At 67.9% G+C, this 15,033-nt stretch carries 16 protein-coding genes and 2 tRNA genes; 10 read left to right on the top strand and 8 right to left on the bottom strand.

The annotated features are described in order from the left end of the window. Positions 1 to 4: 4 nt before the first annotated feature. On the bottom strand, positions 5 to 616 hold the full coding sequence (locus ABMY26_RS22055) for an NUDIX domain-containing protein (protein ID WP_372396782.1): 612 nt from the start codon (positions 614 to 616) through the stop codon (positions 5 to 7). A gap of 84 nt (positions 617 to 700) precedes the next feature. Further along, positions 701 to 1,750, bottom strand: a complete 1,050-nt coding sequence (locus ABMY26_RS22050; protein ID WP_372396781.1) for a S1C family serine protease — start codon at positions 1,748 to 1,750, stop codon at positions 701 to 703. A gap of 251 nt (positions 1,751 to 2,001) precedes the next feature. Here ABMY26_RS22050 and ABMY26_RS22045 point away from each other — a divergent pair, with 251 nt between their 5' ends. Both ABMY26_RS22045 and ABMY26_RS22040 read left to right on the top strand, forming a co-directional pair. Further along, positions 2,002 to 2,178 (top strand): hypothetical protein, encoded by a 177-nt coding sequence (locus tag ABMY26_RS22045; RefSeq protein ID WP_167543374.1) that lies wholly within the window; start codon positions 2,002 to 2,004, stop codon positions 2,176 to 2,178. A gap of 70 nt (positions 2,179 to 2,248) precedes the next feature. After that, positions 2,249 to 2,488: a hypothetical protein gene (locus ABMY26_RS22040; RefSeq protein WP_372396780.1), complete on the top strand. Its 240-nt coding sequence runs from the start codon at positions 2,249 to 2,251 to the stop codon at positions 2,486 to 2,488. Between the two features lie 49 nt (positions 2,489 to 2,537). Here ABMY26_RS22040 and ABMY26_RS22035 read toward each other — a convergent pair whose 3' ends face one another. From ABMY26_RS22035 to ABMY26_RS22025, 3 genes are all read right to left on the bottom strand, one after another. Then, positions 2,538 to 2,783, bottom strand: coding sequence for a hypothetical protein (locus ABMY26_RS22035; protein WP_372396779.1), 246 nt, complete (start codon positions 2,781 to 2,783; stop codon positions 2,538 to 2,540). A 258-nt stretch (positions 2,784 to 3,041) separates the two neighbouring features. Continuing rightward, positions 3,042 to 3,117 (bottom strand) — tRNA-Asn (locus ABMY26_RS22030). A gap of 233 nt (positions 3,118 to 3,350) precedes the next feature. Continuing rightward, positions 3,351 to 3,424: transfer RNA gene (locus ABMY26_RS22025), tRNA-Cys, on the bottom strand. Positions 3,425 to 3,759: 335 nt separating this feature from the next. On the opposite strand from ABMY26_RS22025, the gene ABMY26_RS22020 reads away from it, so the two are divergent. The 5 genes from ABMY26_RS22020 to ABMY26_RS22000 all read left to right on the top strand — a co-directional run bounded on the left by ABMY26_RS22020 (position 3,760) and on the right by ABMY26_RS22000 (position 9,752). Continuing rightward, positions 3,760 to 4,416: a protein-L-isoaspartate O-methyltransferase gene (locus tag ABMY26_RS22020; RefSeq protein ID WP_372396778.1), complete on the top strand. Its 657-nt coding sequence runs from the start codon at positions 3,760 to 3,762 to the stop codon at positions 4,414 to 4,416. 102 nt (positions 4,417 to 4,518) lie between these two features. Continuing rightward, the gene (locus tag ABMY26_RS22015) at positions 4,519 to 4,845 is read left to right on the top strand and encodes a rhodanese-like domain-containing protein (protein WP_372396777.1); all 327 of its coding nucleotides are present in this window, start codon (positions 4,519 to 4,521) and stop codon (positions 4,843 to 4,845) included. 2 nt (positions 4,846 to 4,847) lie between these two features. Continuing rightward, on the top strand, positions 4,848 to 6,254 hold the full coding sequence (locus ABMY26_RS22010) for a TolC family outer membrane protein (RefSeq protein ID WP_372396776.1): 1,407 nt from the start codon (positions 4,848 to 4,850) through the stop codon (positions 6,252 to 6,254). A 96-nt stretch (positions 6,255 to 6,350) separates the two neighbouring features. Continuing rightward, positions 6,351 to 7,046 carry a DUF2497 domain-containing protein gene (locus tag ABMY26_RS22005; RefSeq protein WP_372396775.1) on the top strand — a complete coding sequence of 232 codons (696 nt, stop codon included), beginning with the start codon at positions 6,351 to 6,353 and terminating at the stop codon, positions 7,044 to 7,046. Between the two features lie 57 nt (positions 7,047 to 7,103). Then, a complete protein-coding gene (locus ABMY26_RS22000) occupies positions 7,104 to 9,752 on the top strand; it encodes a valine--tRNA ligase (protein WP_372396774.1) in 2,649 nt (882 codons plus the stop codon). Between the two features lie 166 nt (positions 9,753 to 9,918). On the opposite strand, the gene ABMY26_RS21995 is transcribed toward ABMY26_RS22000, so the two are convergent. The 3 genes from ABMY26_RS21995 to purM all read right to left on the bottom strand — a co-directional run bounded on the left by ABMY26_RS21995 (position 9,919) and on the right by purM (position 11,922). Then, positions 9,919 to 10,062, bottom strand: a complete 144-nt coding sequence (locus ABMY26_RS21995; protein ID WP_158511063.1) for a hypothetical protein — start codon at positions 10,060 to 10,062, stop codon at positions 9,919 to 9,921. Between the two features lie 123 nt (positions 10,063 to 10,185). Further along, on the bottom strand, positions 10,186 to 10,839 hold the full coding sequence (purN, locus tag ABMY26_RS21990; RefSeq protein WP_372396773.1) for a phosphoribosylglycinamide formyltransferase: 654 nt from the start codon (positions 10,837 to 10,839) through the stop codon (positions 10,186 to 10,188). A 21-nt stretch (positions 10,840 to 10,860) separates the two neighbouring features. Continuing rightward, positions 10,861 to 11,922, bottom strand: a complete 1,062-nt coding sequence (gene purM, locus ABMY26_RS21985) for a phosphoribosylformylglycinamidine cyclo-ligase (RefSeq protein ID WP_372396772.1) — start codon at positions 11,920 to 11,922, stop codon at positions 10,861 to 10,863. Between the two features lie 142 nt (positions 11,923 to 12,064). Between purM and ABMY26_RS21980 the strand changes: the two genes are divergently transcribed. From ABMY26_RS21980 to ABMY26_RS21970, 3 genes are read left to right on the top strand one after another with little or no spacing between them, the layout of a single operon-like run. Next, positions 12,065 to 13,402, top strand: coding sequence for a DUF2066 domain-containing protein (locus ABMY26_RS21980; RefSeq protein WP_372396771.1), 1,338 nt, complete (start codon positions 12,065 to 12,067; stop codon positions 13,400 to 13,402). Further along, positions 13,399 to 13,959: a CDP-alcohol phosphatidyltransferase family protein gene (locus tag ABMY26_RS21975; RefSeq protein ID WP_372396770.1), complete on the top strand. Its 561-nt coding sequence runs from the start codon at positions 13,399 to 13,401 to the stop codon at positions 13,957 to 13,959. Before ABMY26_RS21980 ends, ABMY26_RS21975 begins: the two co-directional genes overlap by 4 nt. Continuing rightward, positions 13,956 to 15,023 (top strand): AI-2E family transporter, encoded by a 1,068-nt coding sequence (locus ABMY26_RS21970; RefSeq protein WP_372396769.1) that lies wholly within the window; start codon positions 13,956 to 13,958, stop codon positions 15,021 to 15,023. The genes ABMY26_RS21975 and ABMY26_RS21970 overlap by 4 nt, the downstream gene beginning before the upstream one ends. Positions 15,024 to 15,033 lie beyond the last annotated feature (10 nt).

Here is a 15,033-nt window from a genome sequence, read left to right as displayed (position 1 = left end):
TCTCTCATCCCTCTGGCAGCCAGCGTTCGCGCAGGCTATCGCGGTGGCGGGCGAGCCAGCCGACCGCGATGATGGCGACGGAATTGCGCAGGCGGTTCTCGTCCATCATGCGGATGGCTTCGTCGACGGGCAGGACGAGGATGCGGATGTCCTCATGCTCCTCCTCCAGGCCGCCGGTGGCGGCGAGGCCGCGGCTGTCGACCCGGCCGCAGAAGACGGAAACCACCTCGGTAAAGGCGCCCGGGCTGACGTAATAGTCGCAGATCGGCTCGATCTCCCGGATGGTGCAGCCGGCCTCCTCCATCGATTCGCGACGGGCCACCTCCTCGGGGGTCTCGCCGGCACCGACCATGCCGGCGACGATCTCGGTCATCCAGGCCGGTCCGCCGGCGGCCGCGGAACCGACGCGGAACTGCTCGATCATCACCACCGCTTCGCGGTCGGGATCGTAGAGGAGCACCGCCACCGCCGGGCCGCGGTCGCATACCTCGCGCGGCGGCAACACGTCGGTCCAGGTGCCGTCGAATCTCCTGTGGCGCAGACGGTAGACGTCGACGGTGAGAAATCCCTTGTACGCGGTCTTCCTGTCGACGATCTCGATGTCGGGATGGTTCATGATCTGCGCGGTTCCCTTCCGTGTCCGATGCGTGGCGGTTTCCGGCAGGGTGCGCCGCCGGGACGAGCGCCACAAGCCTTCCGCTCACAGGGTCGGGTTCAGACGCAGGAAGCGCACGCGGTCGGCCGACGGCACCGGCACCGGGGTCAATGTGGTGCCGCGCATCACCTCCAGCGGCACGACGATCCCGGCCGGCCCCAGGCCCCAGAGCTTGCGGTAGAAATCCGCCAGCCCGCTGAAGCGCTGCCCGCCGACCCCGACGATCCAGTCGCCGGGGCGCAGGCCGGCCGACTCGGCGGGGCCGCGCGGCGAGACCTTCTCCACCATCAGCCGTCCCAACTCCTCGCGCAGGGTCACGCCCAGCCAGGGGCGCGCCGGTTCCTGCCGCTGCCCGTAGGCGAGCAGGTCGGCCAGGATCGGTTCCAGCGCCGAGATGGGAACGAACAGGTTGCCGGGCAGGCCGCGCCCTTCCACCGCCTCCATCACCAGCAGCGACCCGACGCCGACCAGCCGGCCCTCGCGGTTGACCAGGGCGGCGCCGTTGAAGGCGCGGATCGGCGGGAAGGTGAACAGCGCCTCGTCCAGCAGATATTCCCAATAGCCGGCGAACTCGCGCTTGCTGACCAGCTTCACGGCGACGGCCGCGCGATTGTCGCCGCCGCTGAGCGCCAGCAGCGTGTCGCCCTCCTTCACCGCCGCCGAATCGGCGAGCCGCAGCCAGGGGGCGGCGAATCCCATCTCCGCCCGCAGCAGGCCGAAGCCGCTGACCGGGTCATAGGCGACCATGTTGGCCGGATAGCGGCGACCGTCGGCCACCGTGACCTCGATCTGGGAGGCCTCCATGACGGTATAGCCGATGGTCAGGATCAGCCCGGAGCCGTCGATGACGACGCCGCTGCCCTCGCGCCCGGTGCCGAGGGTGCGGGCGCTCTGGCTGTCGGGCGGCACCACCGCGCGGATGCCGACGACGGAGCGCACGACCCGCTCCGGATCGAGCCGTTCCGGTTCCGCCGCCCGGGCAAATCCGTCCAGCGGCGCCGGACCGGGCGCCAGCGCCAGGACGAGGAAAACTATGCCGGCCGCCCACCGTGGCAGGCCCGATTTACCGATGGCCGGTGTTGAGACGACCCGCATGACGCCGCCCTCCCAGGCAAGGCAGGACCCGAGGGAAACCCCGTCGCCGCGCAGCCTTGTCCGTCGCGACTCGGGTGACAGGAGCATGACATTGCTCTGGAGTCGCGGTGCATCAAGCGGTCATCTCGTCATGGTCGATCTCGACCCGGCCGCAGCCTTGGCCGCGCCCTTGACCATCGGGGCGGAAACATACGGGTGCCGCCGGCTGTTGTCCTGTCCTGAGCCCGGAAATGACAAGGAAAGGCGAGATCATGCCCATCACCAGCGAACAGGATCTGGAGCGCGCCGTCCAGGAGTTCCAGCGGTTGACCGACGCGCCGGAGGAATCTGCGGACGGCCGCCGCCGCAGGGTTCTGGACGCGGACATCAAGGCGTATTACGCCAGATGCGCCGACACGCTGCGGCCGGGCAAGCCGCCATCCAGCTGATCGGGCCAACCGATCGGGCCAGTTGATCGGGCGGCCAAGCGGTCGGACATGATGAGGAGACCGGTCCGCGATGAAGCGACTCGATACCTGCTACACCTGCCGCTTTTGGGAAGGGCAGGGGCTCCGCCAGCGCGGGCCGAAGGGAACCTGCCGGCGTTATCCGCCGGTGGTGACCCCGCGCAGCCCCGAGGGCGATTTCCCCATCACCCTGTCCACGGATTGGTGTGGCGAGTGGAAGCGGGTGGCCGTCGCCCCCGGCAGCGGCGATCCGGCCGATCCCGGCAACATCTATGACGATCTCGTCGAATAGGCGCGTTTCAACGCGGCCATCTCATCCTGGCCACCTCAGCGCGCCCATCTCATCGCGGGTGAGGCGGGATCACCATGACCGGCGTGTTTTCGTAGGCCTGCGGTTTGGCATCGGGCAGCGTCGCGGTCCAATCGACGCTGAAGGCCAGAAGGGTGAGCAGGACGGCCGCCGCGAACAGCAGCACCGCCGTCACGCAATCGACGGTCCGTACCGGCCGGTCGCCGGACTCGTGCGACCCGTTGCCGTTGAGTGGCGGAGCGGTATGGAAGCGTTCGGAGTGGATCGGCAAAAGCACGGCGGTCCTCCATCGGCTGGAGACGCCCGGCCGATCGCTCGGCCCGGAATTGTTATCAAGTCTAAGTCTAACGCCATGCGAAGGCGCGCGGCACTTCGCTTCCGGCAAGTCTGTATCGTCTTTTGGGTCTAGCCGCCGTCCGTCGGTCCTAGTCCGGCCGCTTTAAACCGAATTTGGGTACTGAGGAGCCACAGTCAAGGCGGAAGAAGGCGGAAAGAAGAAAAGGCCGGATGCGCTGGGCATCCGGCCTTTTCGATCTGGCTCCCGGTGCTGGACTCGAACCAGCGACAAGCGGATTAACAGTCCGCTGCTCTACCAACTGAGCTAACCGGGATCGGTGACCGGCCTTTCGGCGGCCGCCGTTGTTGGCGTGGCGGGTGTATAGCGGAACCATCCGGCGCTGCCAAGCCCATTCAGCGAGAAAAACGCATTTCTTTTCGGACGCAGGGAGGGCGGGCGTTTCGGCAGCAAAAACAAGCCCCAAACGCAAAATGCCCCGCCAGGGGCGGGGCTTTCACAGTCACGGATCGCACGGAAAAACGTCGCGGTCCGTCATATGATCAGGTATGGAGGCACGGGCGGGAATCGAACCCACGTACACGGATTTGCAGTCCGCTGCATCACCACTCTGCCACCGCGCCATCCTGACCGGCACTGGCGCCGCCGTTTCCGGAGCGCCCTCGGTGTGGAGCGGTGGTATAGCGATCTCGAACGGGGCGGTCAAGGCGAATGGTGACCATTTTCGCTCGTCGCGCCGGATGACGCCGCCGGCCGCCCCCGCAGACCTCCACTGCCCGGCTGTCTGCGGCTTTCCGGTCTGCGGCAAAGCCTCCCGCCGACGCCGCGCAGAGCCTGTCCCGTGCCCCTGTGGCGTTGTGTTCGCCAAGGCTTTCCGGCTATATACCGCCATGGCAGGAAGCCGTCCGCTGTTCGGCTTGGTGCCGGTGTCGTCACAACACATCAATAAGCGACCGCCATGACCGATTTCGCCGCCGCACGCTATTTCATGGTCGAGGGACAGATCCGCCCCAACAAGGTGACGGACCATCGTCTCGTCGATGTCCTGTCGGAGCTTCCGCGCGAAGCCTTCGTTCCTGAGTCGGCGCGTGGCGTCGCTTACGTCGACGACGATCTTCCCATCGGCAAGGGCCGCTTCGTGCTGGAGCCGATGGTCTTCGCCCGCATGCTGCAGGCGGTGGGCGTGCAGGAAACCGACCGCGTGCTCGATGTCGGCGCCGCCGGCGGCTACTCCACCGCGGTGCTGGCCCGTCTGGCCCGGTCGGTGGTCGGGCTCGACTGCGACGAGGACCTGACCGCCGCCGCCGCCGCCGCGCTGGCCGGGCAGGGCATCGCCAACGCCAAGGTCGTCACCGGCCCGCTGGCGGAGGGGTACGCCCAAGGCGCCCCTTACGACGTCATCGTCGTCGAAGGTACCGTGCCGGAGGTTCCCGCCGCGCTGGCCGCGCAACTGGCCGAGGATGGCCGTCTCGTCGCCGTCGTCCAGGGCGGCCACGGTGTCGGTGAAGCGCGCCTGTTCCAGCGGACCGCCGGCGTGGTGTCGAGCCGCATCCTGTTCGAGGCCCAGCCCCACGCGCTGCCAGGCTTCGAGAAGAAGGCGTCCTTCGTGTTCTGACCGGTTTTTCCGGTCGAAGGTGCTTTGAACTGAACCGTGCAGTTTACCTCTGCGCGGTTCTGCGTTACCGTCGCCGTCGCCCTTGCACGAAAGTGAGCATCCATGGCCGCGCCGTTTGAGATCGAGGTTGAAGAGCTGGACCGCCGCCGCAAGGCCGGCGACGGGACGGTCCTCCTCGATGTGCGCGAGCCGTGGGAGTTTGCGCTGTGCGCCATCGACGGCAGCCTGCACATCCCGATGAACGGGCTTCCCGGTCGCGTGGACGAGCTGCCGAAGGATCGCGACGTCGTCGTCGTGTGCCATCACGGTGGCCGCAGCGCGCAGGTCACCATGTGGCTGCGTTCCAAGGGCTTCGACCGTGCCATCAACCTGGATGGCGGCGTCGATGCGTGGGCGCGCCGAATCGACCCGAACATGAAGGTCTACTGAACATGACCGTGCAAAGCCGTTTTGCGCGCCGCTGGCTGCTGGCGACGGCCCTGACCCTGACCGCCACCATGACCACGGCATTGACCGGCGGTTCCGGCGCGGCACAGGCGCAGTCGCTCGAGCAGGCCCTCGCCCAGGCCTATGCCAACAACCCGACCATCGGCGCCCAGCGCGCCCGCCTGCGTGCCGTGGACGAAGGCGTGCCCCAGGCGCTGTCCGGCTACCGCCCGACGGCGCGGGTCACCGCCGGCATCTCGCGCTCGACGGGGGAGAGCAAGTTCGACGGCGGCTCGACGGGGTCGGAAGCCAATCCCAAGACCGTCGGCGTCACCGCCACCCAGCCGCTCTACGACGCCACCGTCGCCCCGGCCGTCCGCCGTGCCGAACGGCTGGTCGAGGCGCAGCGCGCCACCCTGATCGCGTCGGAACAGTCGGTGCTGCTCGCCGCGGCGCAGGCCTACCTGGACATCGTCCAGAACCAGGCCATCCTGCAGTTGCAGACCAACAACGAGCAGGTTCTGCGCCGCCAGCTGGACGCCGCCCGCGACCGCTTCCGCGTCGGCGAATACACCCGCACCGATGTCAGCCAGTCCGAGTCGCGCCTGTCCGCCGCCATCGCCTCCAAGATCTCGGCGGAAGGCACGCTGCGCGCCTCGCGCGCGACCTACGAGCGTCTGGTCGGCGCCGCCCCGGGCGAACTGAAGGCGCCCAAGCCGGCCTTCCGCCTGCCGAAGAACCTGGACGAGCTGGTCGAGCTGGCCCGCGCCAACAACCCGAACGTCCTGTCCGCCTCCTACACCGAGGCGGCCCAGCGCGAGGCGGTGGACCAGCAGTTCGGCCGCCTGCTGCCGTCGGTGAACCTGTCGGCCACCGGCAGCCGCACCTACGATCCGGGCCGTTCCTCGGGCGTCGACCTGAACCGCTCCGACAGCGCCCAGATCACCGCCCAGGTCACCATCCCGCTCTATCAGGCCGGCCAGCCGGAAGCGCTGGTGCGCGAGGCCAAGCAGACGGCCAACCAGGCCCGCCTGCAGATCGAGGAGACCCGCCGCCAGGTCACCGAATCGGCGGTCAGCGCCTGGCAGGCCCTGCAGACCGCGCGCGCCAGCATCGAGTCCTATTCGGCGCAGATCAAGGCGGCGCAGATCGCCCTGGAAGGCGTCCGGCAGGAGGCCCAGGTCGGGTCGCGCACCGTGCTGGACGTGCTGAACCAGGAGCAGGAACTGCTGAACGCCCGTGTCTATCTCGTCCGTGCCCAGCACGACGAAATGGTCGCGGCCTTCAATGTCCTGTCGGCCAGCGGCCAATTGACCGCCGACCGGCTCAATCTCCCGGTCCAGAAATACGACCCGCAAGCCAATTACGACAAGACGCGGGGCAAATGGTTGGGCACTTCGGTGACCGAATGAACGAAGCGGCCCGCGCAAGCGGGCCGTTTTTGTATTATGGCTTTTTTGTCGGTCCTGCCCTAGGTTTGGGTCAGGTTGACGTCTCGGGTTGCCACGATGAGCGATAAGGGCCAGCAAGAACCTTCGATGGAGGAAATCCTCGCCTCCATCCGGCGGATCATTTCCGAGGACGGCGAGCCTGCCAAGTCGGAAACCCAGGCGCCATCGCCGCCACCCCCTCCGCCCCCGCCTCCTCCACCGCCGCCCCCGCCTCCTCCTCCTCCTCCGCCGATGGTGGACGAGGATGACGACGACGTTCTGGAACTCACCCAGATGGTGGAGGACGAGCCGGACGAGCGACCGGATTTCGGCCAACCCGAACCCGAGCCGTGGCCGGACGAGCCGGCCTTTCCCGAGCCGCCGGCCCCGCCGCCGCGCTGGAATGAGCCGGACCCCGAACCGCCGCCGCCGCCGCGTCAAGCCCGCCGGCCGATGCCGGTGTTCGACGAGTTCGAGGATGACGAGCCGCCGCCGCCGCGTCCGCGCCGCCGCAGTGCCGATCCCGATGCTGGGCTGATCTCCCGCCGCACGGCGGAGGATGCCTCGCATCACCTGACCCATCTGGCGCGCGAGCTGGGCGACGATTTGTCGATCGGTCCGATGCCCATCGGCATCCGCACGGTGGAGGAGGTCGTGCGCGAGTTGCTGAAGCCGCTGTTGAAGGAGTGGCTCGACGAGAATCTGCCGACCGTGGTCGAGCGGCTGGTCCAGCAGGAGATCGACCGGATGATCCGCCGGTCGCAGAAATTCTAGAATTCCGGTGCATGGTCGTCAGAACCGGTTGAGACGTTTCAAGCGAAAGTTCGGGTGATGTTGGAAAAGACGTACCGGCCCGCCGAGGTCGAGGAGAAGCATTACCGTCTGTGGGAGGAGTCGGGCGCCTTCGCCGCCGATCCGCGGTCGAACGGCAAGCCCTACACCATCATGATGCCGCCGCCGAACGTCACCGGCAGCCTGCATATGGGCCATGCGCTGACCTTCACCATCCAGGACGTGCTGACCCGCTACAACCGCATGCGCCGCCGCGACGCGCTGTGGCAGCCCGGCACCGACCATGCCGGCATCGCCACCCAGATGGTGGTAGAGCGCAACCTGGCGAAGGACGGCAAGACTCGCCATGATTTCGGCCGCGACGCCTTCATCGACAAGGTGTGGGAATGGAAGGCCGAATCGGGCGGCACCATCACCCGCCAGCTGCGCCGCCTGGGCGCCTCGCCCGACTGGCCGCGCGAACGCTTCACCATGGACGAAGGGCTGAGCCGCGCCGTCCGCAAAGTGTTCGTCGAGCTGCACCGGCAGGGCCTGATCTACAAGGACAAGCGGCTGGTCAACTGGGACCCCAAGCTGCACACCGCGATCTCCGACCTCGAGGTCGAGCAGAAGGAGATCAAGGGCAACCTCTGGCACTTCCGCTATCCCATCGACGGGGAGGAGGGGCGTTTCATCACTGTCGCCACCACCCGTCCGGAAACCATGCTGGGCGATACCGGCGTTGCGGTGCATCCGGAGGACGAGCGTTACAAGGATCTGATCGGCAGGATGGTCCGCCTGCCGCTGGTCGGCCGTCTGATCCCCATCGTCGGCGACGAGTATGCCGACCCGGCGACCGGATCCGGTGCGGTGAAGATCACGCCGGCCCATGATTTCAACGACTTCGAGGTCGGCAAGCGCTGCGGCCTCGAACAGATCAACATCATGGACCGCGATGCCCGGTTGAACGACAATGTTCCCGAGGCCTATCGCGGGCTCGACCGCTACGAGGCGCGCAAGAAGATCGTCGCCGAGCTGGAAGCGCTGGAGCTTCTGGAGAAGATCGAGCCGCACACCCACATGGTGCCGCACGGCGACCGCTCCGGCGTCGCCATCGAGCCGTGGCTGACCGACCAGTGGTATGTCGACGCCGCGACGCTTGCCAAGCCGGCGATCGAGGCGGTGGAAACCGGCAAGACGGTGTTCGTGCCCAAGCAGTGGGAGAACACCTATTTCGAATGGATGCGCAACATCCAGCCCTGGTGCATCAGCCGCCAGATCTGGTGGGGCCATCAGATCCCGGCCTGGTACGGGCCGGACGGCACCTTCTTCGTCGAGGAGACGGAGGAGGAGGCGCGCGCCGCCGCGGCGACGCATTATGGCAAGGACGTCGAGCTGACGCGCGACCAGGACGTGCTCGACACCTGGTTCTCGTCGGCGCTGTGGCCCTTCTCGACGCTCGGCTGGCCGGACCAGACGCCGGAGCTGGACCGCTATTACCCGACCGACGTGCTGGTGACCGGCTTCGACATCATCTTCTTCTGGGTCGCCCGGATGATGATGATGGGACTGCACTTCATGAAGGATGTGCCCTTCCGCACCGTCTACATCCATGCCCTCGTCCGTGACGAGAAGGGGCAGAAGATGTCGAAGTCGAAGGGCAACGTCATCGACCCGCTGGAGATCATCGACCAGTACGGCACCGATGCGTTGCGCTTCACCCTGTCGGCGATGGCGGCCCAGGGCCGCGACATCAAGCTGGCGGTGAACCGGGTCGAGGGCTACCGCAACTTCGCCACCAAGCTGTGGAACGCTGCCCGCTACTGCCAGATGAACGGCTGCGAGCCGGTCGCCGGATACCAGCCGGTCGGCCTGACCCAGACGGTCAACCGCTGGATCGTCGGTTCGCTTGCCGATGCGGCGAAGAAGGTGTCCGAGTCGATCGACGCCTACAAGTTCAACGAGGCTGCCGGCGCCGCCTACCAGTTCACCTGGGGCAGCTTCTGCGACTGGTACATGGAGTTCACCAAGCCGATCCTGGCCGGGTCCGACGAGGCGGCGAAGGCGGAGACGCGGGCGACGACCGCCTGGGTGCTCGACCAGATCCTGCACATCCTGCACCCGCTGATGCCCTTCATCACCGAAGAGTTGTGGGAGCAGCTGTCGCCGGCCCGCGCCAACCGCCTGATCTCGGCGGAATGGCCGGAGTTCGCCGCCGGCATCGTCGATCCGGCGGCCCGCGACGAGATGGATTGGGTGGTGCGGCTGATCACCTCGGTCCGGTCGATGCGGTCGGAAATGAACGTCCCGCCGGCGGCGCAGATCGAGTTGAAGCTGAAGGATCCGAACGGGATCAGCCTGCAACGGCTCGACACCCATCGCGACCTGATCCTGCGCATGGCCCGCCTGTCGAGCGTCGAACCGCTGCAGGGCGACGTTCCCAAGAGCAGCGTGCAGGCCGTGCTCGACGAGACGACCCTGGTGCTGCCGCTGGAAGGCATCGTCGACCTCGACAAGGAAAAGGCGCGCTTGTCCAAGGAGATCGACAAGCTGACCGGCGAGATCAAGAAGATCGATGCCAAGCTGTCGAACGAGCAGTTCGTCGCCAAGGCTCCGGAAGAGGTGATCGAGGAGCAGCGAGACCGCCGCGAGGCCGCCGACCAGGCCCGCGACAAGCTGCAGAAGGCGCTGGAGATGCTGGCCGGGTGATCGACCGGCAAGAGTTGAGGGGGCAGCAGCGCTTTTGCCCCCTCCCTAGCCCTCCCCCGCTACTGCGGGAGAGGGGACTGCCGCCGCATTTCCACAAAGCTCCTGACCCCTCCCCTGCGAAGCGGGGGAGGGATGGGGAGGGGCAAAAGTGCCGCGAAACTCAGCGTTACAGTGTAAAGATCGCCAGCAGCACCAGCACCGCGATGACTCCGGCGATGCTGAGCTTCATGAACTGGGTGAAGGCGATCCAGCCCGCCTGATGCGCGCGGACGGTTTCCTCACTGACCGGGTTGGGACTGACGGCTGCCATTTCGATTAATCCTCCAATGGTTTCTTTTGCCCGCAATTTTGACGCAGGCGCATGGAAACGCAACAGATTCCGAGCGGAACCGTCAACTATACCGGAGGGGTAGGCGATACGGGGCGACCCAGCCTAAAGCGGCGGATTGACCATGGTCGCAAGGTCCGGGTCGGGACCGTCGATCCGCACATGATCGCCCTCGACTCGGGCGCGGCCTTCGGCGACCAGGCGGACGGCGTGGGGATAGAGCAGATGCTCGGCTTCGAGCACCCGCCCGGCCAGCCTGTCGGCATCGTCGCCGGGCAGGACCGGTACGGCGGCCTGGGCGATGATCGGGCCGTCGTCCATCTCCGGCCGCACGTAATGCACGGTGCAGCCATGGAAACGGACGCCGGTCGCAAGCGCCCGCTCATGCGTGTGCAGCCCCTTGAAGGAGGGCAACAGCGACGGATGGATGTTGATCAGCGCATCCTGCCAGCGCCCGACGAACCAGGGCGACAGCAGGCGCATGAAGCCGGCGAGGCAGACCAGCCCGACGCCGGCCTGCCGCAGCGTGGCGTCCATCGCCGCCTCGAAGGCCGGCTTGTCGCCGGGATAATCGCGGTGGTCGACAACCGCGGTGGCGATCCTGGCCTTCGATGCCCGTTGCAGCCCGAAGGCGTCGGCCTTGTTCGACAGCACAAGGGCGATTTCGGCCGGGAAATCCGGCGCGGCGCAGGCGTCGATCAACGCCTGCAGGTTGCTGCCGCGCCCCGAGATCAGAACACCGAGCTTCAGCTTGCTCATCACCGTACCTTCAGGCGTCCCTTACGCAGTCCAGGCCGCATCCATGCCGGTGACGGTCACGCGGGCGTCGCCGTCCTTCAGCGCGGTGACGCTGCCAACGGTGAACACCGTCTCGCCGCCTTCGCGCAGGATATCGGCCGCTTCGTCCGCCTTGTCGGCCGGAACCACGACGACCATGCCGAGGCCGACATTGAAGGTGCGCGCCATCTCGTAAGGCACGATGCCGCCGGTCTTCATCAGCCAGGAGAAGACGGGGGGCAGCGTCCAGCTGGAAGCGTCGAGCGTCACGCCAAGCCCGTCGGGCAGGACGCGCGGGATGTTCTCGATCAGGCCGCCGCCGGTGATGTGGGCCATGGCACGGACCGTGCCGGCACGCACCGCCTTCAGCGTGCTCTTCACATAGATGCGGGTGGGGGTCAGCAGCGCCTCGCCCAGCGTCTTCGACGCATCCCACGGGCAGGCGGCGTCATAGCCGAGGCCGGACTTCTCCACCAGCTTGCGCACCAGCGAATAGCCGTTGGAATGCACGCCGGTCGAGGCGAGGCCGAGCAGCACGTCGCCCGCCTGGACGGCCGAGCCGGTCAGCGCATGCTGGCGTTCCACCGCGCCGACGGAGAAGCCGGCGAGGTCGTAATCGCCCTCCGAGTACATGCCCGGCATTTCGGCGGTCTCGCCGCCGACCAGCGCGCAGCCGGCCTGACGGCAGCCTTCGGCGATGCCGGCGACGATGTCGCGGCCGGCGGCCACGTCGAGCTTTCCGGTGGCGTAATAATCCAGGAACAGCAGCGGTTCCGCGCCCTGGACCACGAGGTCGTTCACGCACATCGCCACGAGGTCGATGCCGACCGTGTCATGGCGGTTGGCGAGGATCGCCACCTTCAGCTTGGTGCCGACGCCGTCGGTCGTCGCGACCAGAAGCGGATCCTGGTAGCCGGCGGCGCGCAGGTCGAACAGGGCGCCGAAGCCGCCCAGGCCCGCGTCGGAGCCGGAACGCGCGGTGGAGCGGGCAAGCGGCTTGATCGCTTCGACAAGCGCGTTGCCCGCATCGATGTCCACACCGGCCTGCTTGTAGGCGTCGGACATGTTATAGGACTGGGTGCTGATGGTATCCTCGCTTGGGCTGAGCTATATACCGGCCCTTGGGCTCGGGCCGAACATACTCGAATCGGAAGGCTTTGCAATGCTCCACCGCCGCCGCGCGCCGCTCCTCGCCGGTCTTGCTGCCATGTCCACCGTCCTGGTCCTGACCATGGCCGGGCCGGCGGGTGCGCAGACCGGTTCCCCGCCGCCGGCCGCCGCCGCTTCCGCCACCAACTCCGCCGCCGATCCCTTCGCCGTGACGGGGGTGAGGGTCGACATCAACGGCAGCAACCCGACCACCGTCCGCGACCAGGCGATCCGCGAGGCGCAGGCGAAGGCCTGGGCCGAGCTGTACCGGCGCCTGGTGCCCGGCGGCGGCAACCCGCCGCGACTGTCGGACAACGACATCGCACGGCTGGTCCAGGGCTTCGAGATCGACGAGGAGAAGGTGTCGGCCAGCCGCTATCTCGGCGCCATCACCGTTCGCTTCCGTCCCAACGCGGTGCGCGACGCGCTCGGCCAGAGCGGCGGCGCCACCCAGTATGTGGAGCCGCCGGCACAACCCTTCGTGATCCTGCCGGTGACCCAGACCGATGGCCGGATCATCCTGTGGCAGGACCGCACCCCCTGGCGCGAGGCGTGGGAGGCGCGTCAGCCCGCCGCCTCGCTGGTGCCGCTGGTGGTGCCGGACGGCGAGCTGTCGGATGCCCAGGCGATCAGCGGCGAGGATGCGGTCGGCGGCAACGCCGAGGCGCTGGCCCGCATCGCCCAGGCCTACAAGGCCGGCGGAGTCGTGGTTGCCCGTACCGATCTGCCGGCGAACGGGCCCGACCCGGCGCGCGGCCTGACGGTGGAGGTCGTGCGCTACGGCCTGGACGGCACGCGCGACGCCCAGACCGTGCAGGTGAAGGGCAGCAGCCCCGAGGACCTGATGACCCGTGCGGTCGCCGCGGTAGGCGCCCAGCTCGACGACTCGTGGCGGCGCGAGCACACCACCGCGACCGGGCCGGAGCAGACCACCCTGGTCCGCGTGCCGCTGAGCGCGGTGAACGACTGGGTCGAGACGCGCAAGCGGCTTGCCGGCGTCCATGCGGTGACGCGCACCAACCTGGTGTCGATCAGCCGCAGCGAGGCGTTGGTCGCCCTGACCCATCGCGGCGATCCCGACCAGTTGGCCCAGGCGCTGGTCCGCCAGGATCTCGGCCTTGCGCGCACTGCCGCTGTTCCCGGGGCGGTCTCCGCCGGCTATCCGGGCGCGCCCCTGCCGGCACCGTCGGCAGCGCCGTCCGCCGACTGGCAGGTCACGCTGCTGCCCCGCGGGTCGGGCGCGGCCTCCACCAGCGCAAGTCCCTCCGGCGCCTCGCCGGCTGCTTCGCCGACCAGCCTCGCGCCGTCGGCGCCGCTCGACGCGGGCACGGCCGGCACCGTGATGGGCGCCCCGCCGCGCAACCTCGGAACGCTGCCGGCCAAGAGCGTGCCGTGAGCGTTCCCAACATCATCACCTTCCTGCGCATCGTGGCGGTTCCGGCCGCGATGTACATGATCCTGACCGGCAGGATGGACTGGGCCTTCTGGCTGTTCGTCGCCGCCGGGCTGTCCGACGCGCTGGACGGCGCCATCGCCCGCATGTTCCGGGCGCGTACGGTGCTGGGCGGCTATCTCGATCCGCTGGCGGACAAGACGCTGATCATCGGGGTGTATGTCGCGCTGGCCTGGGTGGGGGCGATCCCGCTGTGGCTGGCGATGATGGTGGTGTTCCGCGACATCATGATCATCGGCGGCGTCATCCTGCTGTTCACCCTGAAGGAGACGCTGGCGATGCAGCCGCTCTATGTCAGCAAGGTGAACACGGTGGTGCAGATCGCGCTGGCCGCCGCCGTACTGGCGCCGCCGGCACTCGGCCTGCCGGACATCCATCTGTACGGGTGGGAGCTGGTGGAGCTGCTGGTGTACGCCTGTACCGCGACGACGCTGCTGTCCGGCCTGCTGTACGCGCGGCGCGGCGCCCTGCTGTTCAACCGGCTGGGCGGCGTGCCGTGACGGAGAGCAAGCAGATCCGCTTCTGGCTGATCGGGCTGGGGCTCTTCATCCTGGCGCTCTGGCTGCTGGCCGACATGATGCTGCCCTTCGTGGCCGGGCTTGCCATCGCCTATCTGCTGGACCCGCTGGTCGACCGGCTGGAGGCGGTGAGGCTGCCGCGCTGGCTCGGCACCACGCTGGTCCTGCTGTCCTTCCTGCTGGCGCTGGTGCTGGTGTCGCTGCTTCTGCTGCCGCTGGTACAGGGACAGGTCTCCCATCTGCTGGAGGTGCTGCCGACCTATGCCACGCTGGTGAAGGAGCGGTTGATCCCGGCGCTCGACCGGCTGATCCACCGGCTGCCGGCCGACGATGTGGAGCGGCTGCGCGCCGCCGCCGGCACTTATGCGGGCGAGGTCGCCGGCATGGTCGGGCGGGTGGTCAGCCGCATCCTGTCCGGCGGGGTGGCGGTGTTCGACATCGTGACGCTGCTGTTCATCACCCCCATCGTCGCCTTCTACATGATGCGCGACTGGGACCTGATGGTGGCGAAGGTCGATTCGTGGCTGCCGCGCCAGCATGCGGAGACGATCCGCGAGCAGGCGCGCGAGGTGAACGTCACCCTGTCGGGTTTCGTGCGTGGGCAGGCGCTGGTCTGCGTCGTCCTCGGCGTCTTCTACGCGCTCGCGCTGTCGCTGGCCGGGCTCGATTTCGGGCTGGTCATCGGCCTGCTGGCCGGGCTGCTGTCCTTCATCCCCTATGTCGGCAGCCTGTTCGGCTTCGTCGCCAGCACCGGGCTGGCCCTGCTTCAGTTCGATGAGTTCTGGCGCGTCGGCATCGTGATCGGCATCTTCCTGTTCGGACAGGCGGTGGAGGGCAATGTCCTGACCCCGAAGCTGGTCGGCGACAAGGTCGGACTGCATGCGGTCTGGGTGATGTTCGCCCTGCTGGCCGGTGGCAGCCTGTTCGGCTTCGTCGGCGTGCTGCTGGCGGTTCCGGTGGCTGCGGTGATCGGCGTGTTGACCCGCTTTGCATTGCGACAGTATCTCTCGAGCCCGTACTACCGCGGCACCGACGCGGAACGCTGATGGGTGTGTC

The organism is Azospirillum sp. HJ39, from assembly GCF_041507355.1.
GTDB classification, from domain to species: domain Bacteria; phylum Pseudomonadota; class Alphaproteobacteria; order Azospirillales; family Azospirillaceae; genus Azospirillum; species Azospirillum thiophilum.
The sequence above is the reverse complement of the archived record's forward strand: the minus strand, read 5'-3'. Positions and strand labels throughout refer to the sequence as shown.

Bases quoted from the DNA above. Each gene is read 5' to 3' on its own strand.
- ABMY26_RS22055 (WP_372396782.1), bottom strand. From the start codon at position 616: ATGAACCATCCCGACATCGAGATCGTCGACAGGAAGACCGCGTACAAG.
- ABMY26_RS22050 (WP_372396781.1), bottom strand. From the start codon at position 1,750: ATGCGGGTCGTCTCAACACCGGCCATCGGTAAATCGGGCCTGCCACGG.
- ABMY26_RS22045 (WP_167543374.1), top strand. From the start codon at position 2,002: ATGCCCATCACCAGCGAACAGGATCTGGAGCGCGCCGTCCAGGAGTTC.
- ABMY26_RS22040 (WP_372396780.1), top strand. From the start codon at position 2,249: ATGAAGCGACTCGATACCTGCTACACCTGCCGCTTTTGGGAAGGGCAG.
- ABMY26_RS22020 (WP_372396778.1), top strand. From the start codon at position 3,760: ATGACCGATTTCGCCGCCGCACGCTATTTCATGGTCGAGGGACAGATC.
- ABMY26_RS22015 (WP_372396777.1), top strand. From the start codon at position 4,519: ATGGCCGCGCCGTTTGAGATCGAGGTTGAAGAGCTGGACCGCCGCCGC.
- ABMY26_RS22010 (WP_372396776.1), top strand. From the start codon at position 4,848: ATGACCGTGCAAAGCCGTTTTGCGCGCCGCTGGCTGCTGGCGACGGCC.
- ABMY26_RS22005 (WP_372396775.1), top strand. From the start codon at position 6,351: ATGAGCGATAAGGGCCAGCAAGAACCTTCGATGGAGGAAATCCTCGCC.
- ABMY26_RS22000 (WP_372396774.1), top strand. From the start codon at position 7,104: ATGTTGGAAAAGACGTACCGGCCCGCCGAGGTCGAGGAGAAGCATTAC.
- ABMY26_RS21995 (WP_158511063.1), bottom strand. From the start codon at position 10,062: ATGGCAGCCGTCAGTCCCAACCCGGTCAGTGAGGAAACCGTCCGCGCG.
- purN (WP_372396773.1), bottom strand. From the start codon at position 10,839: ATGAGCAAGCTGAAGCTCGGTGTTCTGATCTCGGGGCGCGGCAGCAAC.
- purM (WP_372396772.1), bottom strand. From the start codon at position 11,922: ATGTCCGACGCCTACAAGCAGGCCGGTGTGGACATCGATGCGGGCAAC.
- ABMY26_RS21980 (WP_372396771.1), top strand. From the start codon at position 12,065: ATGTCCACCGTCCTGGTCCTGACCATGGCCGGGCCGGCGGGTGCGCAG.